This window comes from Ruegeria sp. BA12 (assembly GCF_056539625.1).
Map to the genome: position 1 here is coordinate 136,109 of NZ_JBQFVF010000001.1, position 25,885 is coordinate 161,993.

General features: G+C 58.0%; 23 protein-coding genes. 9 read left to right on the plus strand and 14 right to left on the minus strand.

The window, feature by feature from the left end:
* Positions 1–33: 33 nt before the first annotated feature.
* A complete protein-coding gene (gene rimO, locus ACR0B0_RS00670; protein ID WP_170347889.1) occupies positions 34–1,422 on the minus strand; it encodes a 30S ribosomal protein S12 methylthiotransferase RimO in 1,389 nt (462 codons plus the stop codon).
* Positions 1,423–1,518: 96 nt separating this feature from the next.
* On the opposite strand from rimO, the gene ACR0B0_RS00675 reads away from it, so the two are divergent.
* The gene (locus ACR0B0_RS00675) at positions 1,519–3,477 is read left to right on the plus strand and encodes an AsmA family protein (protein WP_170347890.1); all 1,959 of its coding nucleotides are present in this window, start codon (positions 1,519–1,521) and stop codon (positions 3,475–3,477) included.
* A gap of 33 nt (positions 3,478–3,510) precedes the next feature.
* Here ACR0B0_RS00675 and ACR0B0_RS00680 read toward each other — a convergent pair whose 3' ends face one another.
* From ACR0B0_RS00680 to ACR0B0_RS00695, 4 genes are read right to left on the minus strand one after another with little or no spacing between them, the layout of a single operon-like run.
* Positions 3,511–5,007, minus strand: a complete 1,497-nt coding sequence (locus tag ACR0B0_RS00680; protein ID WP_170347891.1) for a phosphomannomutase/phosphoglucomutase — start codon at positions 5,005–5,007, stop codon at positions 3,511–3,513.
* A gap of 14 nt (positions 5,008–5,021) precedes the next feature.
* A complete protein-coding gene (gene kdsA / locus ACR0B0_RS00685; RefSeq protein ID WP_170347892.1) occupies positions 5,022–5,855 on the minus strand; it encodes a 3-deoxy-8-phosphooctulonate synthase in 834 nt (277 codons plus the stop codon).
* Between the two features lie 5 nt (positions 5,856–5,860).
* On the minus strand, positions 5,861–7,435 hold the full coding sequence (locus ACR0B0_RS00690) for a KpsE/RkpR family capsule polysaccharide export protein (protein ID WP_170347893.1): 1,575 nt from the start codon (positions 7,433–7,435) through the stop codon (positions 5,861–5,863).
* Entirely contained in the window at positions 7,413–8,072 is a 660-nt protein-coding gene (locus ACR0B0_RS00695; protein WP_170347894.1) for an ABC transporter ATP-binding protein, read from the minus strand. Before ACR0B0_RS00695 ends, ACR0B0_RS00690 begins: the two co-directional genes overlap by 23 nt.
* 233 nt (positions 8,073–8,305) lie before the next feature.
* Here ACR0B0_RS00695 and ACR0B0_RS00700 point away from each other — a divergent pair, with 233 nt between their 5' ends.
* Both ACR0B0_RS00700 and ACR0B0_RS00705 read left to right on the plus strand, forming a co-directional pair.
* Positions 8,306–8,893, plus strand: a complete 588-nt coding sequence (locus ACR0B0_RS00700; protein WP_480646037.1) for a uracil-DNA glycosylase family protein — start codon at positions 8,306–8,308, stop codon at positions 8,891–8,893.
* The gene (locus tag ACR0B0_RS00705; protein WP_480646039.1) at positions 8,886–9,674 is read left to right on the plus strand and encodes an SseB family protein; all 789 of its coding nucleotides are present in this window, start codon (positions 8,886–8,888) and stop codon (positions 9,672–9,674) included. Before ACR0B0_RS00700 ends, ACR0B0_RS00705 begins: the two co-directional genes overlap by 8 nt.
* A 46-nt stretch (positions 9,675–9,720) precedes the next feature.
* Here ACR0B0_RS00705 and yghU read toward each other — a convergent pair whose 3' ends face one another.
* Positions 9,721–10,596, minus strand: coding sequence for a glutathione-dependent disulfide-bond oxidoreductase (gene yghU, locus ACR0B0_RS00710; protein ID WP_480646042.1), 876 nt, complete (start codon positions 10,594–10,596; stop codon positions 9,721–9,723).
* Positions 10,597–10,827: 231 nt separating this feature from the next.
* Here yghU and ACR0B0_RS00715 point away from each other — a divergent pair, with 231 nt between their 5' ends.
* Positions 10,828–11,346 carry a YHS domain-containing (seleno)protein gene (locus ACR0B0_RS00715; protein ID WP_480646044.1) on the plus strand — a complete coding sequence of 173 codons (519 nt, stop codon included), beginning with the start codon at positions 10,828–10,830 and terminating at the stop codon, positions 11,344–11,346.
* Positions 11,347–11,398: 52 nt separating this feature from the next.
* Here the strand turns inward: ACR0B0_RS00715 and ACR0B0_RS00720 are convergent, their stop codons facing one another.
* Complete coding sequence (locus ACR0B0_RS00720; RefSeq protein WP_170577579.1) at positions 11,399–12,046, minus strand: DnaJ domain-containing protein; 648 nt, start codon at positions 12,044–12,046, stop codon at positions 11,399–11,401.
* A gap of 204 nt (positions 12,047–12,250) precedes the next feature.
* Entirely contained in the window at positions 12,251–13,117 is an 867-nt protein-coding gene (gene metF, locus ACR0B0_RS00725; protein WP_170347900.1) for a methylenetetrahydrofolate reductase [NAD(P)H], read from the minus strand.
* A 94-nt stretch (positions 13,118–13,211) separates the two neighbouring features.
* Between metF and ACR0B0_RS00730 the strand changes: the two genes are divergently transcribed.
* A complete protein-coding gene (locus tag ACR0B0_RS00730) occupies positions 13,212–14,117 on the plus strand; it encodes a LysR family transcriptional regulator (protein ID WP_170349338.1) in 906 nt (301 codons plus the stop codon).
* A gap of 96 nt (positions 14,118–14,213) precedes the next feature.
* Positions 14,214–14,999 (plus strand): inositol monophosphatase family protein, encoded by a 786-nt coding sequence (locus ACR0B0_RS00735; protein ID WP_170347901.1) that lies wholly within the window; start codon positions 14,214–14,216, stop codon positions 14,997–14,999.
* Positions 15,000–15,070: 71 nt separating this feature from the next.
* Here ACR0B0_RS00735 and bhcD read toward each other — a convergent pair whose 3' ends face one another.
* The 4 genes from bhcD to bhcA form a co-directional block, all read right to left on the minus strand.
* Positions 15,071–16,060 carry an iminosuccinate reductase BhcD gene (bhcD, locus tag ACR0B0_RS00740; protein WP_170347902.1) on the minus strand — a complete coding sequence of 330 codons (990 nt, stop codon included), beginning with the start codon at positions 16,058–16,060 and terminating at the stop codon, positions 15,071–15,073.
* Between the two features lie 77 nt (positions 16,061–16,137).
* On the minus strand, positions 16,138–17,301 hold the full coding sequence (gene bhcC / locus ACR0B0_RS00745; protein ID WP_170547982.1) for a 3-hydroxy-D-aspartate aldolase BhcC: 1,164 nt from the start codon (positions 17,299–17,301) through the stop codon (positions 16,138–16,140).
* 12 nt (positions 17,302–17,313) lie between these two features.
* A complete protein-coding gene (gene bhcB, locus ACR0B0_RS00750) occupies positions 17,314–18,288 on the minus strand; it encodes a beta-hydroxyaspartate dehydratase BhcB (protein ID WP_226688752.1) in 975 nt (324 codons plus the stop codon).
* Positions 18,289–18,299: 11 nt separating this feature from the next.
* Complete coding sequence (bhcA, locus tag ACR0B0_RS00755) at positions 18,300–19,490, minus strand: L-aspartate--glyoxylate aminotransferase BhcA (RefSeq protein ID WP_480646047.1); 1,191 nt, start codon at positions 19,488–19,490, stop codon at positions 18,300–18,302.
* A 186-nt stretch (positions 19,491–19,676) separates the two neighbouring features.
* On the opposite strand from bhcA, the gene ACR0B0_RS00760 reads away from it, so the two are divergent.
* A complete protein-coding gene (locus ACR0B0_RS00760) occupies positions 19,677–20,507 on the plus strand; it encodes an IclR family transcriptional regulator (protein ID WP_170347906.1) in 831 nt (276 codons plus the stop codon).
* Between the two features lie 3 nt (positions 20,508–20,510).
* Here the strand turns inward: ACR0B0_RS00760 and ACR0B0_RS00765 are convergent, their stop codons facing one another.
* On the minus strand, positions 20,511–21,254 hold the full coding sequence (locus ACR0B0_RS00765; RefSeq protein WP_170347907.1) for a rhomboid family intramembrane serine protease: 744 nt from the start codon (positions 21,252–21,254) through the stop codon (positions 20,511–20,513).
* Between the two features lie 42 nt (positions 21,255–21,296).
* Entirely contained in the window at positions 21,297–24,698 is a 3,402-nt protein-coding gene (gene putA, locus ACR0B0_RS00770; RefSeq protein ID WP_480646049.1) for a bifunctional proline dehydrogenase/L-glutamate gamma-semialdehyde dehydrogenase PutA, read from the minus strand.
* Between the two features lie 102 nt (positions 24,699–24,800).
* Here putA and ACR0B0_RS00775 point away from each other — a divergent pair, with 102 nt between their 5' ends.
* Both ACR0B0_RS00775 and ACR0B0_RS00780 read left to right on the plus strand, forming a co-directional pair.
* The gene (locus ACR0B0_RS00775; protein ID WP_170374334.1) at positions 24,801–25,289 is read left to right on the plus strand and encodes an Lrp/AsnC family transcriptional regulator; all 489 of its coding nucleotides are present in this window, start codon (positions 24,801–24,803) and stop codon (positions 25,287–25,289) included.
* 30 nt (positions 25,290–25,319) lie between these two features.
* Positions 25,320–25,883: a tetratricopeptide repeat protein gene (locus tag ACR0B0_RS00780; RefSeq protein WP_170347910.1), complete on the plus strand. Its 564-nt coding sequence runs from the start codon at positions 25,320–25,322 to the stop codon at positions 25,881–25,883.
* The last annotated feature ends 2 nt before the right edge of the window (positions 25,884–25,885 follow it).

Sequence of the window (25,885 nt, forward strand, 5' to 3'; positions counted from 1 at the left end):
TGCCTCACGCTTTGCCCAGCAGGGGTGACTGGATCAGGTCAGCTTGCCCCAAAGGTCATATTCGCCAGCCTCATCGACCTCGACCGAGACGATGTCGCCAGGGTTGAGGGTTTCAAACCCTTCGTCGATAAACAGATTCCCATCGATCTCGGGCGCGTCGGATTTGGTGCGGCAAGTGGCGGCTTCGCCATCGACCTCGTCCACGATCACCTCGATGGTCTGGCCGACCTTTGCGGCCAGCTTTGCCTCGGAGATCGCCTGTGCCTTCTCCATGAACCGTTCCCAGCGCTCTTGTTTGATCTCGGCCGGAACATGGTCGGGCAGATCGTTCGAGCGTGCGCCATCCACGTTTTCGTATTGGAAGCATCCCACGCGATCCAATTGCGCCTCATCCATCCAGTCCAAAAGCGTCTGGAACTCAGCCTCGGTCTCGCCGGGATAGCCGACGATAAAGGTCGAGCGCAGGGTGATATCGGGGCAGGTCGCGCGCCATGCTGCGATCTCGTCCAGTGTTTTCGCCGCTGCCGCCGGGCGGGCCATGCGTTTCAGAACGTCCGGGTGGGCATGTTGGAACGGAATGTCTAGATAGGGCAGGATGTTGCACCTGGCATCGGCCATCAGGGGGATCAGCTCGCGCACATGCGGGTAGGGGTAGACATAGTGTAGACGAACCCAGGCATCCAGCTGCCCCAGCTCACGCGCCAGATCGGTAATGTGGCTGCGCACCTCACGGTCCTTCCACGGGTTCACATCGTATTTCCGGTCCAGCCCATAGGCCGAGGTATCCTGTGAGATCACCAGCAATTCGCGCACGCCATTGTCGACCAGCTTTTCGGCCTCACGCAATATGGCGTGGGCGGGACGACTGGCCAGTTTCCCGCGCATGTCTGGGATGATGCAAAATTTGCACTTGTGGTTACAGCCCTCGGATATCTTGAGATAGCTGTAATGGCGCGGGGTCAACTGCACGCTGGCGGCGGGCAGTAGATCAACGAATGGATTAGGATCGGGGGGAACTGCTGAATGCACCGCATCCAGCACCTGTTCGTATTGATGCGGCCCGGTCACGGCCATAATGCGCGGGTGGTGTTCACGGATATAGTCGGGCTCGGCCCCCAGGCAGCCGGTCACAATGACCTTGCCGTTTTCTACCAAAGCCTCGCCAATGGCGTCCAGAGACTCAGCCTTGGCGCTGTCAAGGAACCCGCAAGTGTTCACGATTACGGCATCGGCCCCGGAATAATCTGGCGAAATGCCGTACCCTTCTGCACGAAGACGGGTCAAAATCCGCTCGCTATCGACCAAGGCCTTGGGGCAGCCCAGCGACACCATACCAATGGTTGGTTGGTTGGTACGTGGCGTATCAGGCATCCTGGCGGCGGGCGCCAGGTCAGGGCGGAGGTTTGGTGGGTTCGTGCTCATGGCGCGGCATATAGTGGGGAACGCTTCCTCTTGCAAATACGGGCTGGGCTTTGGATGATCTTTTCAACGCATGCCAAATAAGCGGAGAGCAGAAAAATGAAGTGGCTGGTGCGCATACTCTTCTTATTCGTGGCCGCAATCGGGTTGGTCATCGGCGCCTTATTGCTGATGCCGGGGGATAAGCTGGCGGCGATTCTGGCGGAACAGGTCAAAAGCGAAACGGGGCGCGACCTGACCTTGTCGGGGGATGTGAACCTGTCGTTCTGGCCCGTTCTGGGGATGGAGACCGGCCCTGTCACGTTTGGCAACGCACCCTGGGCCGGGTCCGAACCGATGCTCAGCGCCGAAAGCCTTGCCGTCGGCGTGGATGCTTCGGCGCTGCTGAACGGAGATTTACGGATAAGGCGGGTTGTCGCGGATAATCCGGTTTTGAGGCTCGAGTTATCCGATGGACGCGGCAATTGGGAATTAAGCGCTCCGGTTGCCTCGCAGGCGACGACCGGAAGCAATACCAGCGCGTCATCTGCATCGCCTCAAGGTGCCGTGACGCTGGACCGTCTGGAACTGACCAATGCACAGTTGGTTTACATCGAAAATGGCGCAACGAAATTCAACTTCTCAAACGTTGATCTGTCGGCCAGCTGGCCGGGGCCGACCTCACCCATGGTCATGGAGGCGCGGATGGCAGTGCCGGGCGGCCACGTGAAAGTTGACCTCGAAATACCGGACCTGCCGACCTATGCATCCGGGGCTGTCGCACCTTTGAAATTGGCTCTGACCGCGCCGGGCGGCGAGGTTGGGTTCGATGGCCGCGTCAACCTTGCTGGAGAAATGGACGGCGCGCTTGCGGTCAAAACCAGGAACACCGAGGAAATGATGGCCGCTTTTGGACAGGCGGGTGTCGGGGTGCCGCTGGGATTGGGCCGCAAGGCCGATGTGTCTGGGCAGATGACCTATACCAGCGAGGGCCGTATCTCACTGCGCAACATGGTGGCGCAGTTGGACCACAACCGCTTTACCGGAGAAACGGATATCGAGATTTCGGATCCGCCGAAAATCACCGCGCGGCTCAAGAGTGGGGATATTGACCTGTCACGTTTCAATGACGCGCCGGCGTCGAGCGGGGGTGGGTCGGGAACGGCGTCCTCGCCCGACAGTGGGTGGTCCAAGGCCCCGATTGATGCCTCGGCCCTGTCGCTGGCCAATGGGGAAATACGCCTGACGGCCTCGTCCATTGTCCTGCCCGACATAGAACTGGGAGCCAGCGACCTGACGCTGATACTCGACCGGTCCCGTGCTGTGTTGCAGATGAACCCGGCCACTTTGTTCTCGGGTCAGGTTAACGGGCAGGTGGTGGCCAACAACCGCAATGGCCTGTCAGTCGGCGGTAAGCTGAAGGCGAAAAACATGAACGTTCAACAAGCCCTGTCCACCCTCGCGGGGATTGAGCGTTTTACGGGTACAGGAACGGGTGAGTTTGAATTTCTAGGCGTCGGGCAGACCGAAGACCAGATCATGCGATCCCTCAGTGGCACGGGCAATCTGAATGTGGGGCAGGGCGTGATTTCGGGTTTTGATCTGGATCGCCTGATGGGGCGCGGCAAAGGTTCGGGTGGGACAACCGTGTTCAACAGCCTGACAGCCAGTTTTACCATTGATCAGGGTGTGCTGACCAATAACGACCTGCTGATGTCACTGGACAATTTCCGTGCAGATGGGACGGGCAAGGTCAATATCGGCGCGCGCAGGATCGACTATCTGTTTACCCCAACCGCGCTGCGGGCCAACTCGGGGCAGGGTCTTTCGGTTCCAGTGCGGATTGTCGGGCCGTGGAGCGACCCTTCGATCAAACCCGATTTGTCCAAAGTGATCGAGGCCGCCGCCGAAGGTCAGCTAAAAGACCTTGAGGACGACGCCAAGCAAAAGGTTCTGGACAAAGTGGGTGATGAACTGGGTACGGCAGTGACTGACAGTGAAAGTGTCGAGGATGCTTTGAAAAATAAGCTGGAAGAAGAGGCCAAGAAAGGCTTGTTCAAGCTGTTGGGTGGAAATTAAAGGGCGGGGCGCCTTAGGCGCCCCGATCCCAAATCAGATGGTTTGGTCGTAATCGCCAACGCCGGGCTCAGTCCGGATGACGGCGTCGATATCGGCAAATATGGCGCGCATTTCTTCTTCGCTTTCGCTGCTTTCACAGACCACAACCAGGTTTGGCGTGTTCGAGGACGCCCGCACCAGCCCCCAGCTGCCATTGTCCAGAATGACGCGGGCGCCATTGACGGTGACGACCTCTTTGACCGCGCGGCCTGCCAGGGTTTCACCCGCATCTGCCTTGGCAACCAGCTTGTCCACCAACCGTTTGAGAATGTCGTATTTCTCGGTATCAGAGGCATAGGGCGACATGGTCGGCGTCGACCAAGTTTTTGGCAACGCCTTGCGCAGGTCCGACATGCTTTTGTCCGGGTTGCGATCCATCAATTTGCAGATCTCAACCGCGACTCGCATGCCGCAGTCATAGCCGCGCCCGATCGGCTCTGCCAGGAAGTAGTGGCCCGATTTCTCGAACCCTGCCAGAGCATTGATTTCTTTAACCCGGCGCTTCATGTGGCTATGGCCGGTTTTCCAGTAATCGGCTTTGACGCCGTGGGCCTGCAACTCGGGGTCGCTGGCAAACAGCCCGGTTGATTTGACATCCGCCACAAAGGTCGCGTTGGGGTACAGCTTGGCCAGATCGCGGGCCATGATCACGCCGACCTTGTCGGCGAAAATCTCTTCACCTTCGTCATCGACAACACCGCAGCGATCTCCGTCACCGTCAAATCCCAGCGCCATGTCGGCGCCGCTGGATTTCACGGTGTTGGCCATGTCGTGCAACATCTCCATGGCTTCAGGATTAGGGTTGTAGTTGGGGAAGGTGTAGTCTAGCCGGTTGTGGCTGGGCACGACCTCGACCCCCATCCGTTCGAAAATCTCGGGCGCAAAGGCTGACGCTGTACCATTACCCGTCGCACAGACAACTTTCAGGGGCCGGGACATTTTGAAGTCACCAACCAGGTCGTCGATATAAGCCTCTTTCACGCCGTCCACGAATTCGTACGAACCCCCTTCGTGGGGGGCGCCTTGTCCATTCAGAACAATATCGCGCAATTCCGACATCTCGTCCGGGCCGTGAGTTAACGGGCGTTCAAAGCCCATCTTCACGCCGGTCCAGCCGTTCGGGTTGTGGCTGGCGGTGACCATGGCCACGGCGGGAACGTCCAGATGGAACTGGGCGAAATAGGCCATAGGGCTCAGTGCCGGGCCGATATCCTTGACCTGAATTCCAGCCTGCATCAGGCCCAGGATCAACGCATTCTTGATTGCCAGCGAATAGTCGCGATAGTCGTTGCCGACCGCGATCACAGGCGCGATTCCACGCTTGCGCATCTGAGTGCCCAAACCCAGCCCCAGCGCCGTCATGCCCGGCAGATTGATCTCTTCGGGGTATTTCCAACGGGCGTCATATTCGCGAAACCCGGTGGGTTTGATCATCGGGTCGCGCAGAAAACTCCAGGTGTTCGGAGTCACCTCGGGGATGGGTTTGGTCATACTATCGCTCTTGCTTAAATCTGAATCGGGTTGGCTTTGGCCAATGCATCAAAGCGCATCAATGTGTCAATCAATTGAGGCATTTGATCCAGATAGATCATGTTGGGGCCATCACAGGGGGCGTTGTCCGGATCTTGGTGTGTTTCCATGAATACACCGGCTACACCAACGGCAACAGCCGAGCGTGCCATAACGGGCGCAAATTCGCGCTGACCACCGGATGCACCACCCAATCCACCGGGCTGAGCCACAGTGTGGGTGGCGTCCATTATCACCGGGTACCCGGTGCGAGACATTTCCGGCAGAGATTGCATGTCCACCACGAGGCGGTTGTAGCCAAAGCTGACACCACGTTCCGTCAGCATGATGTTGTGATTGTCGGTGCTTTCGATCTTGGCCGCGACGTTCTGCATGTCCCAAGGGGCCAGGAACTGACCTTTTTTGACGTTGACCACAGCGCCTGTTGCGCCTGCGGATTTTAGAAGGGCGGTTTGACGGCAAAGGAAAGCGGGGATTTGCAGGATGTCACACACCTCGGCAACGGACGCGCATTGTTCTTTCTCATGCACATCCGTAGTGACTGGCACGCCAATGCTGTCCTTTACCGATTGCAGCACTGCCAAACCTTTGTCGAGGCCCAGTGCAGGAGCTGCGTTTACAGAGGTGCGGTTAGCCTTGTCGAACGAGCCTTTAAACACATACTGAGCACCGGCGGCGTCGCAGGCCTCTTTCATTTTGCCAGCGATCATCTGGGCGTGATCGGCGGTTTCAAGTTGGCAGGGGCCGGCAATGATCGTCAGAGGCAGATCATTACCGACCGTGAGATCGGAGATTTTTACATGTTTCATGTGTCTTACGAGGATACCTGTTCACGAAGGACCGACGCGGTAAGCGAGATCATCAGGTAGATACCAGCAAACAATAGGAAAGCCAAAATCGTATTTTCAAACTTGCGCGGATAGCTGGGTTCCTCACTGGCGACCGGGTTCACTGAAACCGTCAGATAACGCACTTTGCGGTTGGCTTCGGTTCGTGTGGTTTCCATCTGTTCCATTGCGGTTTGCAGCATCAAATCACGAGCCACAAGGTCGGCCTGGGCCATCTGAATTCGCACGCTTAAACGCGCCAGCGAGTTTTCGCCTGCTGACGCGTCCAGCATTTCGGCGTTCAGTTCTGCCAGGGCAACTTCAAGTCGTTGAATGTCCGCACGGACACCATCCACTTTGGCTTGGTTCGGGCGCAAGTTGTCCAAAAGTGCGGCCAGCTGCAGTTCTTTTTCCTGCAACTCGATTTCGATTACGTTGATCCGTTCGCGCAGGCCAAGGAGGACGTTTTCTGGGTCCAAAACCGCCCCCTGAAGCTGCAGCTCGATCAGTTCCTCCTGAGCTTTTCGACGTTCGTTCTGAGCCAATTCAAAACCGGCCCGGGCATCGCGCATTTGGTCTTCGCGTTTCAATTCGGTCAGACCGTTGATGGTTTCCTCGGCATAGGACAGTAGAAGATTGGAAAGTTCGACTGAAATCTCGGGGCTTGGTGCCGCAACTTCCATCCGGATGATACCGTCGCTGGGGTCGTACCCAATGGTAATCATCCGCTTGTAAAGCTTATAGGTATCCTCAAGAGATGCATCCTGCGGCAGGCGTTGAATCGGATCGATCCAATCCTGCTTGAAGATTTCGGAAAAATTGGTGTCGTTCTCAAGTCGCACCAGCGCGTCTTTGGATTCCAAAAATTCCTGCGTGGCGACGGAATCTTGTGCAGTGGCGAATTGAGTGCCTGCAAGAAACCCACCAAAGGACGCCCCGCCGCCGTCTGCCTGCAAGATTGAAAAGGCGGAATCGCTGGCGTACATCGGTGTTGCGTACCGATAGAAATAGGTGCCCACAATCAGGGTCGGCAGCAGTACAAAGGCTGCCAGACGCGCAAACAGCGCAAACAGCTTGCGTTTGCGGCGGCGTGCGATGTCCTTCTGAATTTCACCGATTTCAAGATTTCGCCGCTCGGCTGGCGTTAGCTCCGGACCGGTCAGGCCTTGGGAAGAGTCCGAAATCGTCTGCGGCAACTGGATCTTGATCTTGTCCTTTGCCTGATCATTCGAACCTGTTTTTTCGGCTGCCAAATCCAGCAAGTTGGCACGTTCGAACGGATCGATGCCCTTTTTACGTAATAGCCGCACCGCGTCGTAATCCGACGTTGCAGCAAGCCCGTTTTTCTGGGCCAGACGACGTGCCACACGCAGTTGGCGACCGGTTAGCCCTTCGCGCTTGATCGCCTCAATATCGGTCGAGGGAGACGGGTTATTTGCCGCCTCAGACGGTTGCGTCGCTTTTCTGATGCGCGAAATCGCGTCGGCCCGTGCGTCTGCGGAATCCGAGCCCTGACGATTGCGGCGCCAGCGATATTTTTTAGCCTTGGGTTTGGTAGTCATATAACTGTCGTGCCTCTTCCAAGGTGTCGAACATGTAAAGCTGACCGTCCAATAGAACGGCCGCCTGCTGTGCAAATTTCTCAAGAACGTCGGGATTGTGGGACACGATCACCAGTGTCGTTGTCCGCAAACGCTCTCGCAGGATGTCACCTGCTTTTCGGTTGAATTCTACATCCGTGGATGAGGGCATGCCCTCATCAATCAGGTACATGTCAAAATCCAGCGCCAGCATCAGAGCAAAGGTAAAGCGAGCCCGCATACCGGATGAATAGGTCCCGATAGGCTGGTTGAAATACTCACCCAGATTGCACAGCCAGCTGCAATACGCCTCGACATAGTCGGGATCCATTCCATAGATTTTGGCGATGTAGCGGGCGTTTTCCAGGGCCGAAAGCTTTTTGACCACACCGCCGGAAAACCCCATCGGGAACGAGATGCGGCAGGATTTGCGGATCACACCCTCATCCGGTTTTTCCAGCCCGGCCATCATGTTGATTAATGTCGTCTTGCCGGTGCCGTTTGGGGCCAATATGCCAATCGACCGGCCCAGTTCGATCTGGAACGAGACCCGATCCAGGATCACCTTGCGTCGGGTCCCGGTCCAAAAGGACTTACTGACATTCTCAAACTCAAGCATTCACGGCCTGCTGCTCGGGCGTTTGTTTGGTACACCGCCCAGGTTGGTAAACCATCGACAAATTTATTGGTCCATGTTGGCTACATTATGTCGAATTGTGAAACAAATGATCAATGCGTACCGTAGCTGTGCTGTTGGTTTTGTGACTTTTGCATCTGTTGGCCTTGGGGTGTCCGTTGACTATCTTTCCTTTCGACCGTCAACCAATTTGATGCAGGAAGTCTTGCGATCTGATGAATTCGCTACAGAAAGAAATTGAGGCCTGCCGTATTTGTGCAGACAGGTTTCAGACCACGTTTACCGCGCATGAGCCGCGCCCGGTGGTCTGGTTTCGGTCTGGTACGCCATTGTTGATCGCAGGGCAGGCGCCTGGCGCGCGGGTCCATGCCTCGGGGCGTCCATTCACCGATCCCTCTGGCGACCGTCTGCGGGACTGGCTGGGGATTGACGAGGCCGTATTCTATGACCGCGCCCGCGTGTCGATCGTTCCGATGGCCTTTTGCTTTCCTGGATATAACGAGCGTAAAGCCGACCTACCACCGCCGCCCATATGCGGAAAGACATGGCATGACAGGGTGATGAATGAGTTAGGGGAGGTGCCCCTGACGGTTCTGGTCGGGGGGCACGCGCACAAATATCACCTAGGTGTACGTACGGCCGTGACCGAAACCGTGCGCAACTGGCGAGACCATGCGCCGCGCGTCTTTCCCTTGCCTCATCCGTCTTGGCGGAATACGGCATGGCTGAAGAAAAACCCGTGGTTCGAAGCTGAACTGCTGCCGGTTCTGCGTGCGCGGGTGCAAGAGGTTTTGAATGACTAACGCCACGGCGCTTGACGCCGCCCATGCCACGATGGAGGCCAGTCCGCAGGATGACGCGGCGCGTCTGCGGTTTTTTGAGCGCCTGGCAGACTCTGAGCTGTTTCTGTTGCTGGCCGAAGAAGCGCAGGACGAGAATATCTCGCCCGAGCTGTTCGATGTTGCGGATGGCCGCTTTGTACTGGCCTTTGATCGCCACGACCGTTTGGCCCGATTTGCGGAACGTCCCGTGCCTTACGTCGCGCTGTCGGGGCGGGTGCTGTCGACGATGCTGGCAGGGCAGGGGATCGGGCTGGGTCTGAACCTTGAGGTTGCACCTTCATCCATGCTGATCCCGGCCGAAGCGCTGGGCTGGCTGGCCACCACGTTGGAACATGCACCAGAAGAGGTACAGCAACGTCTGGCAGAGTTCCTGCCGCCAAAGGGCATGCCGGATGATCTGTTGACAGCGCTGGACACGAAGCTGGCCACAGCCGTCGGCTTGGCCGAAGCTGCGTTTCTTGTTGGGACCAAGACGGAAGAGGGCGGCATGGGCCACCTTCTTGGTTTTGTCGGCGCGGTTGAGGGGGCTGAGCCCGCACTGGCCAAAGCCGCGTCCGAGGCACTGACCTTTTCCGGGATTGAGGCTGGGGCGATGGATGTTGGTTTTTTTGGCCCGCATGATCCAGCATCAGCGGCACTGGCACGGGTTGGCTTACGGTTCGACTTGCCACAGCCCGAGGCGCGGGTCATCGAACAGGTTACGCCGGGCAGTAACCCGGATAAGCCACCAATTTTGAAATAGGTGATCAGGCAAGCCCCGCGATCCAACGAACCGCGGGGCGTCGCGACTATTCTGCTGCTTCCAGCTTGTCTTGTGTGCGGGTGTCAAAATCGCTTGCGTCATGGCGTTCGTGCAGCTGCGTATGCAGCTCACCAAACGCACGGTTGACCATGCGGCCACGCTGAACAGCGGGGCGCGCGTCGATCGCCTTGGCCCACCGCATCGCATTTTTATAGGACTCGACATCCAGGAACTCGGCGGCGCTGTAGAGACGGCCCAACACCAGTTGGCCATACCAGGGCCAAATGGCCATATCAGCAATGGTATAGTGTTCGCCTGCAATATAAGCGTTTTCAGCCAGTTGCCGGTCCAGCACGTCCAGCTGCCGTTTGGCCTCCATCGCGAAGCGGTTGATCGGGTATTCCCATTTCTCAGGCGCATAGGCGTAGAAATGGCCAAAACCGCCGCCAAGATAAGGCGCACTGCCCATCTGCCAAAATACCCAGTTCATCACCTCGGTGCGTTCCTGACCCGATTTCGGCAGGAAAGCATCGAACTTTTCGGCCAGATGGAACAGGATCGAGGCGCTTTCGAAAACACGCACAGGCTCATCGCCTGAGCGGTCCCAAAGTGCAGGAATCTTAGAGTTCGGATTGGCGTCGACAAAGCCCGAGCTGAATTGGTCCCCCTCGCCGATATTAACCAACCATGCATTGTATTCAGCGCCTTCGTGACCTAGCGCCAGTAGTTCTTCCAGCATCACTGTGACTTTGACGCCGTTTGGGGTGGCCAGTGAATAAAGCTGTAGTGGATGCTTTCCGACCGGCAGGTCCTTGTCGTGGGTCGCCCCGGCAATGGGTCGGTTGATATTGGCAAATCGACCACCGCTTTCGCTGTCCCATGTCCAGACTGCGGGGGGCGTGTATGGGGATTGCTCGCTCATCTGTCGTCTTTCTCAGCTGCGTTCTGGTAAAGTTTATGTCCGTCTCAACAGCTAATGTTGCAAAGCCCCGAGTCCAACCCCGGATGTTGGGGCAGTTTTGTAACATTCGGGATCGGACCTCTCACATTTCTTCATGCGATGTCACAGCGGCGCGAGCAGGACTGCCCATTGGGGCGAAAATATCTATTCTCTCAGCAAGTGCCCAACCCCGAGGACAAAAGGATTTACCACATGAAACGCTTTGCCCTGACTTTCGTGACAGCTTTGGCCTTTGCCGTGCCGGCTTTCGCCGGTGATCAGTATGTAGACGGCACCGGTTTTGCCGTGTCGGGTTACGACGTTGTCGCCTATCGTGGCCTGGATCAGGCGCCGGTTGGCCATGCCCAGCCCGAGGCTGTGCGTGGCCGTTCTGATATTACAGCGGACTATAACGGTGCCACTTGGGCGTTCTCGACCGAAGAGAACCGCGATAAGTTTCTTGAAAACCCCGCCTATTACGCCCCGGCCTATGATGGGCATTGCGCTTACGGTGTATCGCGTGGTGGCAAGGTTCCGGCGAACCCGAACCTGTGGCGGATTGTCGATGACAAGCTGTACCTGAACATCACTGATGTTGTTGTCGGCTTTTTTGAAGAGGATATCCCCGGCAACATCAATCTGGCCGAAGGCAACTGGCCGGGGATCGAAGGCGATGACGCATCGACCAGCGTTATTCCGAAATTCACCTCGGAAGGTCCGATCGCAAACTAATACGCTACTCACCGAAGCTAAACCCGGTCCACACTAGGCCGGGTTTTTGCTGTTAGCCAGCCAGCCAGAAGTCGTCGCGCATCTGTTGATCCGCGTCGAACTTGATGCGAACGCTTTTCGCGCCGGGAAATTTTCGTTCGGTGATCGTGTCGGGAACCACGACTTCACCGGCCCCTGCATCGTTCGACTGAAAGCTAAGCACTTCGGTTTCCGTCCGCCGGGCCGAGGCAAGAACCGAGGTTGGCAGCGCCACCCGGTTGGACCCTTCACAAACCGGTGTTGGAACAAAATAAGTCAGATGACGGCCATAGAACCCAACGGCTTCAGGGACATGGTCCGCTTCGATTGAGGTCTGAGATTCCGGGTTTGCGCCATCCGGGCTGTGCGCCAGAGCTGTGTTCAGCAACACGCGGCAGGCGTCGATATCGGCACTTTCCAATTCAATGACACGTTTGCGTAGCTTCGGCCGGCGCGGCATGCCGGTGGCACGTCCTTTGACGGTCAGCCCTTCGCGGCGTAAAAAATCATACGCCTCTTTGGCGCGCGCGAAATGTGTGCAATCGCCATTTCTGTGGTCTGGATGTGCGTGAAATGCGATGTGGCGCCAAGCATCTCGGATATCGTCGGACCCTGCATTCTGGTCCAAGCCCAAAGCTTCGAGCGCGTCAACGCGTGCATTTATCTTTTCAACAGGCTCCATAGCCAAAACACTCATTAAACAAACACTACGAACTCAGTGTGTGGAGGCTCACAAATTTGTCAAACTTTATCAAAAATTTATCGCTATTTGGGGGACAGTTCGAAAGGGGTCGCGCTATTGTTCACATCCCGGTTGCACTTGTGATCCCGCAAAAAAGCCCGGAGCCTTGGTAGGGTCCGGGCAAAGTAATCAACAGGGATCAAATCAGGCGACGTTTTGCAATTCGGCCTTTGGAGTAATACCCAGTGCAAAACACACGTCGCGCGTCAGTTCAGGCCGGTTCAGGGTATAGAAATGTAGCTTGTCCACGCCTTCGTCGATCAGGTCCGAACACAGTTCGGTGCATAGTGCTGTGGCCAGCAGATCCTCTCGATTATCGCGAATCGCCTTTTCAAAGGCGTTTTCGACCCAGTCAGGGATATGCGCACCACAGCGGCGGGCAAAATTGCGGGCACCTTTCCAGTTCTCGATGGGCAGGATGCCGGGCACGATGGGCTTGTCGATCCCGGCTTTTTCGCAGGCATCGCGGAAGCGGAAAAAGGTCTCGGCCTCAAAGAAGAACTGCGTCAGGGCTTCGTCCGCACCGGCATCCAGCTTGGCCTTGAGCCAGTCGACATCAGCCGAAAAATCCTGTGCCTCGGGGTGCTTGTCGGGATAGGCGCCGACGCGGATGCTGAACATTTCGGTTTCAGCCAGGGCTTCGATCAACTCGACCGAGTTTGCGAACCCATCGGGATGCGGCAGGAACCGAACCTGACCTTTCGGCGGATCACCCCGCAGGGCGACAATGTCCTGAACCCCGGCACGCGCGAATGTATCGGCGATCTCCAGCGTTTCCTGGCGCGAGGCGTCCACGCAGGTCAGGTGCGCTGCCACAGGAAGGCCGGATGATTTGTGCAGGGTGGCCACGGCATCGCGGGTTAGTTCGCGGGTTGTGCCGCCCGCCCCATAGGTGACCGAGACAAAGCGCGGCTCAAGCGGGGCCAGCGTCTGAACCGTATCCCACAGGCGGAATGAGGCCTCGAGCGTTTGCGGCGGGAAAAACTCGAATGAAATTTCTGGTTTCGTCATGGCTGCCTCACTGGTCCTATCTGTGGCTCTTGTGCCAGTTTGCGCATTGTGAGACAAACTCATATTACTCAAGAACAACATGAGTCACACTACAATGCACATCGAATTCCGACACCTGCGTACGATTAAGGCCATCCATGAATGCGGCGGCTTGGCCCGTGCGGCGGATCAGCTGAACATCACGCAATCCGCGCTGAGCCATCAGATCAAGGGGTTGGAGGATCAGGCGGGGGTCGAATTGTTCCTGCGCCGGTCCAAGCCGATGAAACTGTCGGCGGCGGGCTTGCGTCTGTTACGGCTGGCTGAGCAGATTCTGCCGCAACTTGAGGCGACGCAACAGGAATTTTCCTCTCTGCGGGACGGGCGCACGGGGCGGATGCATATCGCCATCGAATGTCACGCCTGTTTCGAATGGCTGTTCCCGGTGCTGGAATCTTTCCGCAAATCCTGGGGCGATGTAGATGTCGATATCCGCCCGGGTCTGGCCTTTGACGCTTTGCCTGCCCTGCAGAAGGAAGAGGTCGATCTGGTGGTGTCGTCCGACCCTGAGGAGCTGCCGGGTATAGAATTCATCGAACTGTTTGACTATGACGCGGTCTTTGTCGCGTCGTCCTCGCACCCCTTGGCGCAGAAAGAGTTCATCGAGGCCGAGGATTTCCGAGGGCAAACCCTGATTACATACCCGGTCGAACGCACACGTTTGGATGTGTTCAGCCAATTGCTGATCCCGGCACGCGTTGAACCGGCCGCAATCCGGCAGGTGGAATTGACGGCAGTGATCCTGTTGCTTGTGGCCTCGAACCGGGGCGTTGCTGCGTTGCCTGACTGGGTCGTGCGCGAGGTAAAATACAACTCGGACTATGTCACCCGCCCGCTGACGGAAAACGGAATTACCCGCACATTGTACGCGGCAGTGCGCTCGGAAGACCTTGAAAAACCCTACGTGCAGGAACTGATCGAACTGGCGGGAACCGAGGCGCGCAAGCTGCAAGAGCAATAGGTAATAAACGCGGGTCTGCTATGCGCATCATTCCTCTTGGCAAGGGCGCGTTGCACCAGTATACGCGCGGTTTGACCGGACAGGAGCCTTTGGACAATGGTTGGCAGTGCAAACCTCAACATCATGATCAAAGCCGCGCGCAAGGCGGGGCGTTCTTTGGTCAAGGATTTTCGTGAAGTCGAGAACCTTCAGGTGTCGATGAAAGGCGCGGGCGACTTTGTCTCCAAGGCCGATATTGCCGCCGAGGCAATCCTGAAAGAGGAACTGCTGGGTGCGCGCCCAACCTATGGCTGGTTGGCCGAAGAGGGCGGCGCGATTGATGGTGAGGACCCAACCCGCCGTTGGATTGTAGACCCGTTGGACGGCACAACCAACTTCCTGCACGGCCTGCCGCACTGGGCGGTGTCGATTGCGCTGGAACACAAGGGCAAGATCGTGGCCGGAGTGATCTATGACGCCGCCAAGGATGAGATGTTCTTTGCCGAAAAAGGTGAAGGCGCATGGATGAACGATACCCGCATCCGTGTCTCGGGCCGTCATCGCATGATCGAGTCCATCTTTTCGACCGGCTTGCCATTCGGGGGCCGCTCGGACCTGCCTGCCACGTTGCAGGATCTGGCCCGGCTGATGCCTGCCTGCGCTGGTGTGCGCCGCTGGGGCGCTGCGGCGCTGGACATGGCCTATGTGGCCGCAGGCCGCTATGAAGGGTTCTGGGAGCGTCGCCTGAACGCTTGGGACGTGGCCGCTGGGATCATCATCGTGAAAGAGGCCGGTGGCTTTGTGCAAGCCCTGAACCCCGAAGGCAACGTGCTTGAGGATGGCGAGGTGATCTGCGCCAATGAGCCGATCTTTGACCAGTTCGCCAAGGTTATCCGGGGCTAAGCTTCCTGCAAATCCATTAAAAAAAGCGCGCCCTGTTACAGGCGCGCTTTGTCGTTTCAAAGAGACTGGATTCAGAGGGTTGCGCGCTGCGCCAGCCCGGCTTCATCCGCCAGCCGTGCGGCAACAGATGCAACCGCCAGGTCCTGTAGCCCAACACCGGTTCCGTCGAACAAGGTGATCTCATCCGCGCTTGCCCGCCCCGAATGGTCGCCATTGATGACGGCACCGATTGGGGTGATCTGATCTTCGGTCAACGAGCCGTTTGCGATGGCATGCTGAGCTTCGCCAAGGGTGACCGATTGGGCAACTTCGTCGGTGTAAACCGTTGCACTGGCAACCAGCGCGGCGTCGACTTCTTGCTTGCCTACCGTATCGGTGCCCATGCAGGCCAGATGGGTGCCCGGTTTGATCCAGTCTTTCATCAGCAAAGGTTCAAACGCCGACGTGATGGTGATGATGACATCCGCCTGTGCGCCCAGCTCTTCTTGACTAACAGCTTCGAAGTCGAGGCCGATTTCTTTCGCGACCTCACCCAGACGCGGAAGCATCTCGGGGTGGGGGTTCCAGGCAACGACTTTTTCAAAGTCGCGTTGCTCGGCTGCGGCGCGCAGTTGGAAGGCGGATTGATGGCCAGCGCCAACCATGCCCAGAACCTTGGAGTCCTTTCGGGCCAGATGGGCGATGGAAACGGCAGACGATGCAGCCGTGCGCACGGCGGTCAGGTAGTTGCCGCCGACCAGTGCAGACAGACGCCCGGTGTCCGGGTCGAACAGGAAGACAGTGGATTGGTGGTTGGTCAACCCTTTGTCCAGATTGCCGGGCCAGTAGCCGCCAGATTTGACACCCAGCACCTGACCGGCCCGATCAAAGCCGGATTTGAATCCATATAGCGCATCGGCATAGCCAATCGCTTCACGGATGACCGGAAAGTTGTAAGCATCTCCGCGCGCCATTGCGGCGAACACGTCCTGCACCGCGTCAAACGCGTCGCTGCGGCCAACCAGTTGCTGGCACAGATCTTCTCCGACGATCAGCAAGGGTTTTTCCGACATATCTTTCATGACCTTTTCCTTAGCTTGAGGGCAGGTCCGGGCGGCAGGGAAGGGAAGAACCGCCGCCCGGATCAATGCGGTTCGGCTTAATACGCCTTACCGCGAGCGGATACTGGCCAGAGGGTTTCGACCTTGCCGTTGCGCACCCCAACATACCAATCATGGACGTTGGCGGTGGGATCGCAGTGACCCGGAACCAAGCGCAGTTTGTCGTTCACCTTCAGCGCACCATCGGGATCAGCGACAACACCGTGCTCGTCCGAACACTTGACGTATTCCACATCGGTGCGCCCAAAAATCACCGGCAAACCACTGTCCACTGACTGCGCCTTGAGGCCTGCATCGACAATGGCTTTGTCGGCCTTGGCGTGGCTCATGACGCTGGTGAGGATGAAGAACGCGTTCTCCCATTCTCCACGGTCGATGCGGTTGCCGTCCTGATCAAGGATACGACCATAATCGGCGTCCATGAAGGCGTAGGAACCGCACTGCAGTTCGTTGTATACGCCCGAAGTGCTTTCAAAATAGTAGGACCCGGTGCCGCCACCGCCAACAATGTCACACTCCAGACCTTCTGCGGCCAGCCCGTCCACTGCGTCTTTGACCTGTGCCACGGCAACGTCGATCTTGGCCTTGCGGTCCTCATAAAGGTCCATGTGCTGCATCGCGCCCTGGTAAGCCTGAATGCCAGAGAACTTCAGCCCCGGAGCCGCGTCGATGGCTTTGGCGATGGCGATTACCTCGGGCGTCGTCGTCACGCCGCAGCGACCTGCGCCGCAGTCAATCTCCACCAGACATTCGATCTGGGTGCCATGGCGTTGTGCCGCCTCGGACAGATCGGCGACATTGTCGATGTCGTCGACACAGCAGATCGTCCGTGCGCCCAGCTTGGGCATGCGCGCAAGGCGGTCGATCTTGGCCGGGTCGCGCACTTGGTTCGAGACCAGAACGTCTTTGATACCGCCGCGGGCAAAGACCTCGGCCTCAGAGACTTTCTGGCAACATACCCCACAGGCCCCGCCCAGCTCGACCTGCAGCTTTGCCACATCGACGGATTTATGCATCTTGCCATGCACCCGGTGACGCATCCCATGGGCCTTGGCATAGTCACCCATCTTTTTGATGTTGCGCTCCAGCGCGTCCAGATCCAGCACCAGGCTTGGCGTCTGAATATCGGCCTCGTCCGTGCCAATCGCGGCAGGAATGTCAAAGCCAACTTCAAGCTGATCAATATTCACAGGCTTGTTCATATTTCTTCCTCCTCAGCCCTTGATCCAGGGCAATTTATCCAAATCCACGTTGCCACCAGTGATGATCACGCCGACGCGTTTGCCCTTGAACACTTCGGGGTGTTTCAGGATGGTGGCCAATGGCACGGCGCTGCTGGGCTCCATCACGACACGCAGGTATTTCCAGGTGATCTTCATCGCCTCGACGATTTCGTCTTCACTGGCGGTTTGAATGTCGGTGACAAAGCGGGACACGAAGTGCCAGGTGTTTTCCTTCAGCGGCACTTTCAGACCGTCGGCTACAGTGACCGGCGCGTCATCGGCGATGATGTGCCCGGCCTTGAAGCTGCGATAGGCGTCGTCGGCCTGTTCCGGTTCGGCGGCGTATATCTTTACCTCGGGGGCCGCGTTCGACAGGGTCAGGCACGTGCCCGAGATCATGCCGCCGCCACCAATGGGTGCGACTACAGCGTCCACACCGTCGGTTTGCTCAAGCAGCTCGGCCGAACAGGTTGCCTGCCCTGCAATTACGCGCGGGTCGTTGTAGGGGTGTACGAACTCACCGCCCGTCCGGCCTTGCACTTCGGCAAACACGGCCTCACGCGAGGTGGTCGAAGGTTCACACTCGGTGATGATCCCGCCATAACGGCGCACCGCGTCTTTCTTGGCTTGCGGTGCCGTGCGCGGCATCACGACGTTACAGGGAATACCCCGCCGTCCGGCTGCATATGACAAACTGAGCGCATGGTTGCCCGAAGAGTGGGTAGCCACGCCGCGCTTTGCCGCGTCGTCATCCAGCCCAAAGACCGCATTGCAGGCCCCGCGCACTTTGAAGGCCCCGGCCTCTTGGAAGTTTTCACATTTAAAGAACAGCTGTGCGCCGGTCAGTTCGTCCAGATAGTCCGAACGCATCACAGGCGTCCGGTTGATATGTGGCCGAATCCGCTCGTGCGCTTCGCGCATGTCGGCCAGCGTCAGGCTTTCAGCTGTGGTGAGTGCGTCCAACATCAAGCTCCTCCTTAAGCTGCGGATTGCATCGGTGTGGCGCTGCCGCTGCGGAAGTACTCCTGCGCTGCTGCAACACCGCTGCCCAACGTGATCGGATAGTCCAGATCAGCCATCGCCATTTCGATCGTGGCCAGACCGGACAGAACCATAACATCCGTCAGGCTGCCCAGATGGCCGATACGGAAGGCTTTGCCGTTCATTTCGCCCAGCCCGATGCCAAAGCTTACGCCATAGGAATTAAAGGCGTGATCGGTCAGCGCATTGCTGTCAAAGCCTTCAGGTACGTAAATCGCACTGACGGTATCGGAATACAGGTCGGGCGATTGCGCCACCAACTCCAGCCCCCAGGCGGCAGTTGCCTTGCGGACCCCTTCGGCCAGACGGAAATGGCGGGCATATACGTTGTCCAGCCCTTCCTCGAACAGCATCTTCAGGCTTTCGCGCATACCATAGATCAGCTGCAGCGGTGGGGTATAGGGAAACCCGCCCGACGCATTTGCGTTCATCATGTCGCGGAAATCAAAGAAGGTGCGCGGCAGTTGGGCCGTTTCCATCGCAGCCAGCGCCTTGGGGCTGACACACAGGATCGCCATACCGGTTGCCAGCATGAAGCCCTTTTGCGAACCCGACACCGCGATATCGACGCCCCAGCCATCAAACTCGAACGGCATCGAGGCCAGTGAACTGACGCAATCCACAAACAGCATCGCCGGGTGGTCGCTGGCATCCATTGCCTTGCGCACCGCTCCGATATCCGAGCGTACGCCGGTCGCCGTTTCGTTATGCGTTACCAGAACTGCTTTGATCTTATGCTCTTTGTCTGCGGCAAGAGCTTCGGCAAACTTATCGGCGGGCGCGCCGCTGCCCCAGGGGCATTCGATGATGCGGACATCCAAGCCGTGCCGTTGGCACAGGTCGATCCAGCGATGGCTGAACATGCCATAGCGCGCAACCAGTACGCTGTCGCCGGGGCTGAGCGTATTGGTCACCGATGCCTCCCAGCCGCCTGTTCCGCTGGCCGGGAAGGTGATGATGTTCCCTTCTTTGGTTCCAAACACCTTTTTGGTGTCTTCCAGCACAGGGGCAAAGGTTTCGACAAAATCAGGCGCGCGGTGGTCCTGTGTCTGGACCTGCATCGCTAGGCGCAACCGATCCGGGATATTGGTGGGGCCGGGAATGAATACCGGGTTTTGATTGGACATTTCTAGATCCTCCGATTTGAAGAAGAGTGTTGTAGAAATCGCTTCTTGGTGCAATTTTCTTGAAAAATATTTTCATTTTTGCAATTAAATAAATAATCCATTGAATAGATGTGATTTTCCGTTTTTCATTTTTGAGTTTCAGAAAGCGGGATGAAAAAAACTTTGCCGGGCTGAAAGGAGAAATCAGTGACGGACACCCCCAAAAGGCCGCGCGGCAGGCCCAAATCGCTGTTCAAGGAAAGCTCGGCCGGGACCATGCAATCACTGGATCGGGCGCTGGTTGTTCTGACCGCAGTGGCACGAATGGAACGCTCTGCGCTAAGCGATCTTGCGCGCGAAGTGGATGTACCTACAGCCACTACGCACCGTATTCTGGCGACGTTGCAGAAACATGGGTTTGTCGCCTTCGATGACGAGCGGCAGGAATGGATGATCGGGATTGAAGCGTATCGCACCGGCGCTTCGTTCCTGCGTCGAAACAGCGTGATTGAAATCGGGCGACCGATCTTGCGGCGTTTGATGCAAGAAAGTGGCGAAACCGCGAATTTGGCCGTGCCAGACGGGTCCGAAGTGGTTTTTGTCGGACAGGTTGAAACGCCGAACCCGATCCGGGCGTTTTTCCCACCGGGTGCGCGGACGCCGATGTACGCGTCCGGCACAGGCAAAGCGATATTGGCCGCGATGAGCGAGTCTGCGGTCAGCAAAGCATTGACGGCTGACGCTGTTCGTTTCACCTCACATACGTTGCTGCCGAACGAAGGGTTAGAGGCGGATTTGGCTAAAACCCATGCCCGCGGCTGGTCGCATGATCATGAGGAACGGTACGAAGGCATGTCCTGTATCGGTGCCGCCATCTACAATGACCGGGGCGAACCCTGTGCCGGGATTTCCGTGTCTGGGCCGTCTGTCCGGTTCGTTGCCGACCGGGCAACAGAACTGGGTACGTTGGTTCGGGACGCCGCAGAAGAGATCACTCACCTCAGCGGTGGTCGATTACCGAAGCCGCCTGAGGACTAGCGCCTATTTTCGCGGGACCCGTGGAATGCGGGATTGCGATAATTTGTATTTGTGTTCGGGGTGGGGCGGGTGGCCGTGGGTGCGGCCCCAATACGCGGGGCCACCTCGTTTAAGCCAAAGCGGGAGGCACAGGACCAGGCCGACAAAAAAGCCCCCCGTGTGCGCCCAATAGGCAACTCCACCTTCGTCTGGGTTGCTTGCAAGGCTGCCCATGAATTGAAGGCCCAACCAGATGCCCAGCATGATGAAAGCCGGGATGGTGAAAATCCGAAAATAGACGATCAGAATCAGCAGAACGTCCACGCGCGCTTTGGGGAACAGCAAAAGATAGCCGCCCATCACCCCGGCAATCGCACCCGAGGCTCCAATGGTCGGCACCACCGAATCCGGCGCGGTGGCAACGTGGATCAGGCCTGCGCCGACACCAGCCAGCAAATAGAACAGCAGGAAGGGCAGGTGGCCCATCTCATCCTCAAGATTGTCCCCGAAAATCCAGAGAAACAGCATGTTCCCGGCCAGATGCATCCATCCACCATGCAGAAACATCGACGTCACAAGGGTTTCGAACGCAAATCCATCGGTGATCCGCGCCGGGATTATAGCATAGTCGAAATACAGCCTGTTGATCAGCGGTGCATTATCCATAATCCCCACATAGCTGAAGAAAATCAGGATATTGGCTGCCATCAGTAGGTAAACGACATAGGGCGTGCGCCCCGACGGATTGTGGTCACGGATCGGAAACATGGGGGGACGCTGGGCTTTTCCCGGCCCAGCGTCAAGGTACGGTTACGCCGCACCTCCCAACAAGGCCGCATTGCCTCCGGCGGCGGTGGTGTCGACGCAGACGTGACGCTCGCCCAGAACCCGCGCCCGGTCAGGCCGACCGGGGATCAGCGGCAGGATCGGGCCATCACGGCGGGCCAGGTGGAGTTCGATCTCGCGCGCGGTTTCGTCATCTCCCCACCACAGAACTCCTGAGATATTGACGATGTTCTCTAGCCTGTGCAGGTCCACCATGCCGGTCGCTAGAATGGCGGTGCCACCCAGGGCTGCGACTGCTTCGGCCTGCGCTTGCGCGGCCTCGGGTCCTGGCCCCAAGCACAACAACGGCGCGCGGGGGAATTCACTCAGTCGGTTGGATTCGCCGGTCGGACCGGGCAGGGATTGCGTGCGTACGGCAGCAGGCTGGCCTTGCGGATCGGGTAGATCGCCCATCGTGTTGTTCCAATTCGCCGTGCTGTGTTGACGATCCGGAGCACAGAAGCGTGCCATGTAGTTCGGCCCACCCGCCTTGGGTCCGGTGCCCGACAGACCTTCGCCGCCAAAGGGCTGAGAACCCACGATCGCACCAATCTGGTTGCGGTTGACATAAATGTTGCCCGCGTGAACGGCCTCGGTGATGTGTTGGACCCGGTCATCGATGCGGGTGTGCAGGCCGAAAGTCAGCCCATAACCCGTGGCATTGATGTCGGCGATGACCTGATCAATCTCAGCAGCCTTGAAGCGGACGACATGCAGGACCGGGCCAAACACTTCACGCTCCAGTGCGCTGATACCGGGGATTTCGATCAGGGTAGGGGCGATGAAAGTCCCTTCGGGGGGCGTGTTCAGTTCCTTCACCACCCGGCCTTCTGCGCGCGCTTGCGCGATGTGGTCCGCAATGCCTTGCAGCGCGTCCTGATCAATGACCGGGCCGCAGTCGGTCGACAAAAGCCATGGGTCTCCGACCTGCAAAGCCTCCATCGCGCCGGTCAGCATGGTCAGCAAGTCGTCGGCGATATCTTCCTGCACATAGAGGCAGCGCAGGGCCGAGCATCTCTGACCCGCAGATTGAAATGCGCTTTCGATGATGGATTGCACGGCTTGTTCAGGCAGTGCGGTGCTGTCCACAATCATGGCGTTCAATCCGCCGGTTTCCGCGATCAAAGGCGTGCCAGGTTTCAGGTTCTCTGCCATTGCTGAACGAATTTTCAATGCGGTGGCGGTCGAGCCTGTAAAGGCGACCCCAGACACGCGCCGGTCTGACGTCAACGCCGCCCCGACGGACGGCCCACCGGGCAGCAGTTGCAGAACGTCGCGCGGTACTCCGGCCTCGTGCAGCAGTTGGACAGCCCGGTGCGCGACCAACGGCGTTTGCGGCGCAGGCTTGGCTAGAACGGCGTTGCCGGTGGCCAAAGCCGCCGAAATCTGCCCGGTAAAGATTGCCAGCGGAAAGTTCCAGGGGCTGATGCAAGTAAACGTGCCCGCTGGTTCAGCCGCGGGGATGTTAGCAGCATAATAACGAAGGAAATCGACAGCCTCGCGCAGTTCAGCGACCGCATCGGGAATCGATTTACCAGCCTCTCGCGCCAGCAGAGCGAAAAGCTCACCATAATGTGCTTCGTACAGATCAGCTGCTGTATTCAATACCTGCGCCCGTTGTTCAGCCGGAGCATTCCACGGGGACGCCGTGGCCAAGGCAAGTTCGACATCCTGCGCGCTGGCCGGGGCGACTGCGCCCGGACGGTCCTGTGGATGCGCCGGATTGGTGACGGGTTCGTCAGCGTCGGGATGCGCGTCTTGTGACACAAGCGGCTGCGCGTACCAGTGATGCGCGCGAAACGCATCGCGGGCGGCGTCAATTCGATCGAGCGTCGGTGTGTGTTGCAGATCGAACCCTTTAGAATTGGGTCGCTCGGGTTGAAACAGTTCAGGGCCGGTTGGCAGCGGTGATTTTGGTTCTGCAATGGTGTCGAACGGGTCCGAGGCGACCTCCTCGGGTGGCACATTTTCATCGACGATCTGGTTCACGAAGGATGAGTTCGCACCGTTTTCAAGCAAACGCCGCACCAGATAGGCCAAAAGATCGCGATGTGCTCCGACCGGAGCGTAAATTCGGCAGCGAGTGTTGCTTTGATCGCGAACGATCTGATGCAAAGTTTCGCCCATGCCATGCAAACGCTGAAACTCGAACGGTTGCGCGTCGGCCATATGCAGGATTGCGCTGACCGTATGGGCGTTATGGGTGGCAAATTGCGGGTAAATCCGGTCGGTCATACCCAACAGCTTGCGGGCATTGGCGATGTACGAGATATCGGTCGCCGCCTTGCGCGTGAAAACCGGGAAACCGTCGACACCCTCGACCTGCGCGCGCTTGACCTCGGTATCCCAATAGGCCCCTTTGACCAGCCGGACCATCAGTTTGCGGTCATGACGTTCTGCCATGTCATAGAGCGTGTCCAGAACAAGCCCCGCACGCGGACCATAGGCTTGCACGACAATGCCGAAACCATCCCAACCGGCCAATGCGGGCTCACCCATAACGGCCTCGATCACTTGCAGGGAAAGCGACAGGCGGTCGGCTTCTTCGGCGTCAACATTCAGGCCCATACCGGCGGCTTTGGCCAACAGACACAGGGCGCGCAGGCGAGGGACAAGCTCTTCCATCACCCGTTGTTCCTGCGCCAACTCATAGCGCGGATGCAGGGCTGACAGCTTTACCGATATCCCCGGATTGGCCCGGATATCGTCATGGGTGCAGGCATCGGCAATGGCCGCGATAGCGCGAGAATAAGACAGGTGATAACGGGCGGCGTCAGCTTCGGTGCGCGCCGCCTCGCCCAGCATGTCGTAGGAATAGGTGTAACCGTTTGCCTCCATCCCGGCGGCCCGGTCCATGGCGGACTGGATAGTCTCACCCAGTACGAATTGACGGCCCATTTCCTTCATCGCGCGGCCAACGGCCGTACGGATCACCGGTTCGCCCAATCGTTTGATAGCCCCGCGCAGGGCGCCGACGGGCGACGCTTTGCCCTCGTCCAGAACCTTTCCGGTCAGCATCAGCGCCCAGGTTGACGCGTTCACCAGCGAAGACGAGGACTGCCCCAAATGTTTGCCCCAATCCGACGGTGCGATCTTATCCTCGATCAGCGCGTCGATGGTGTCGGCATCAGGGACGCGCAGCAGCGCCTCGGCCAGACACATCAGCGCGATGCCCTCGTCGGTGGACAGGCCGTATTCGGCCAGAAACACCTCCATCATGCCGGGCGAAGTACTGGACCGGATGTCACGCACCAACTGAGCCGCTGCTGCGCAGATCGCCGTGCGGTCGGCTTGGGGCAGGTTGGCATGTTCGACCAACTGATCCAATACTGCAGACTGGTCAGCATAGGTCTGGCCGTCGATATGGGTGCGCAGGCTGTGTGTCATGTATCCTCCGGGCTTTTGGGGAGTATACAGTCGATTTTTCAGGACAATCGCCTTAAGTTCAAAAAATGGTAGGCGAATGTTCTGAAATTTCGAGGTTTAGCGATGCAAAAAGATAATCCCGATCTGGATCGGTTCGACCGGTCGATCCTGGCGATTCTGGCCGAGGACGGGCGCATTTCGGTTGCCGACCTTGCGCGGCGGATCGGGTTGTCGAAGTCTCCAACTCAAGCACGTGTGAAAAGACTTGAGGCCGAGGGTATCATCACCGGATACCGTGCCCTGCTGGACCCGATCCGTCTTGGTCTGGATCACGTCGCCTTTGTCGAGGTGCGCCTGACCGACACGCGCGAAAAGGCCCTGGCCGAGTTCAACGCGGCAGTGCGTAGGGTGGCCGAGATCGAGCAAGCCCATATGATTGCGTCAAATTTTGACTATTTGTTGAAAATTCGTACCGGCTCGATGTCGGAATACCGCGCGGTGCTGGCCGAGAAAATCTCATCCCTGCCGCATGTGGCCAACACATCGACCTTCGTCGCTATGGAAGCGGTGAAAGAGACGGGCGTGTCCGGTGCCATTGACGGGATGGGTTGACGAAAACCCCGCACGCGTCACCATTGGGTCATGAAACAGATCACCTATGCCACCATCCTGTTAATAACATCCACAACAGCGCATGCCGATGAATGCCCTGTTGCGCCGGATCACAGCGCCGATGTCAGTGGCGTAATCGCCCAGATACAACAGGCCGAAAACGAACAGGCCGCCCGTCTCTTGTCGAACCAATTGTGGGAGTTTTGGACGGACGCACCTGATGAAAGCGCGCAGGCGGTTCTGGATCGAGGCATGACGCGCCGAAACGCATGGGACCTGCTGGGCGCTATCGAGGATTTCAACAAGCTGGTCGCCTATTGCCCGTCATATGCCGAAGGGTACAACCAGCGCGCCTTTGCGCATTATTTGCGGCAGGATTTTCAGGCCGCGTTACCCGATCTGGACAAGGCGATCGAACTGTCGCCTAATCATGTGGCGGCCATTAGCGGGCGCGCCCTGACCTTGTTGGGATTGCAAAGGATTGACGAGGCGCGCGAAGCTTTGAACCAAGCACTGGAACTGAACCCGTGGCTTTCGGAGCGTCATCTTCTGGCACCCGGAGGGCCACTGGCGCCTCCGGGTGAGGATATCTGACA